1 protein-coding gene is annotated in these 1,380 nt (G+C 44.9%); it reads right to left on the bottom strand.

Features of this window, described 5'->3' with window-relative positions:
* Window positions 1-236: 236 nt before the first annotated feature.
* Window positions 237-1,214: a hypothetical protein gene (locus tag IGW04_RS25480; protein WP_194715891.1), complete on the bottom strand. Its 978-nt coding sequence runs from the start codon at window positions 1,212-1,214 to the stop codon at window positions 237-239.
* Window positions 1,215-1,380 lie beyond the last annotated feature (166 nt).

Here is a 1,380-nt window from a genome sequence, read left to right as displayed (position 1 = left end):
TACGCGCCCACGCGCAACGCATAACTGGCTCACGCCATTACAGGTCTATGCCGCCACTCTGGCGAGTGCTCATCAACCCGATACGTCACTTCATTAACAGCCGTTGCACTTCACTCTTGAAACCGCCCTATGACTCGCTTTTTTCAGGAAATAAGTGAAAATTTTACTGTTCCATTACCTTATGGATCGATGTCGCCCTTTCCATACGCATGATCATCCAGACTGCCTGAATTAACTTAAACGTTATCCTCACTGTCCGAACCGGCTTCCCGAAATTTTTCGGAAGAATTTTTATTCGTTAAGATTGAGTTAATGTTTCTACGAATTTTTGGCACACGACGCACGGCACTTTCCAAGCCAAGATTCTCGCGCACATTTTTTGGAAGTTTTTCTGGGCTGAGTAAATCCTCGATAAATTTTGGACGCGGAGGCGGCGGCTGCATAATTTCAGCCATCCTCTCGTAAGTTTCGTGATTCATGCCAGCGAACATAATCGACGCTGGCCTTTGGCCATTTACCCTTCCTTGTGAGCGGATTTCATTTGCCGCATTTACAGCGCCAAAAATATTTCCATCTGAATAATATGGCTTTCTTTTATTAGACCACATTGGCTCACTAAAATAGTAATCAGGATATAATTCGAGAACAATACTTTCCTTGCTGGATTGACAGGCCTGCATATAGAACTCCTGCCAGAATGCCGCAGGTTGATCCGCGAGGGAATCGCTGAAATCTCTATTAACGTCATCTGGAATACACCACAAATTCCGGATATTTTTTATCTTATCCGAGCCCACTGCGTAACGAACAACATTGATTTCCTTTTTTTTATTGTTTGCATTATCCAAACTTGAAGGAAGTATTGTTCTTTCCCAATCAGCCCAAGCAGTTGCAAATGCTTCCAATACTCTCTCCAAAGGAGAATATGGATTTACTTTTGGAAAGGACATCACTCCAACGCTACCTACTACGACATGATGCGCAATGACTTGCAAAGCAGAACAGGTAGAAATTGAAACACCTTCAGGTACAGTAAAGAGCCCATTAAAGGTCAGCGCATTACCAGGTCCTGCGACTTGCGTTTCAGTGTCAGGCCTGTCTTTACCGAGCACTTTCCATTTAAGATAATCCTTGCACGGGCCGGCCTTGATATCTTCGTGCATGTTTTCATCATCATCAATTTTGGAATTTTCTGGCACGATTCCGTTAGCCATGTCACCGTGGCAAGGTACGTCATCCTTTTTTTTAATGCTGGCGGTTTCAAGAGTGAAGTGCAACGGCTGTTAATGAAGTGACGTATCGGGTTGATGAGCACTCGCCAGAGTGGCGGCATAGACCTGTAATGGCGTGAGCCAGTTATGCGTTGCGCGTGGGCGCGTA

This window comes from Noviherbaspirillum soli, assembly GCF_015352955.1.
Classification (GTDB): Bacteria; Pseudomonadota; Gammaproteobacteria; order Burkholderiales; family Burkholderiaceae_D; genus Noviherbaspirillum_A; species Noviherbaspirillum_A soli.
The sequence above is the reverse complement of the archived record's forward strand: the minus strand, read 5'-3'. Positions and strand labels throughout refer to the sequence as shown.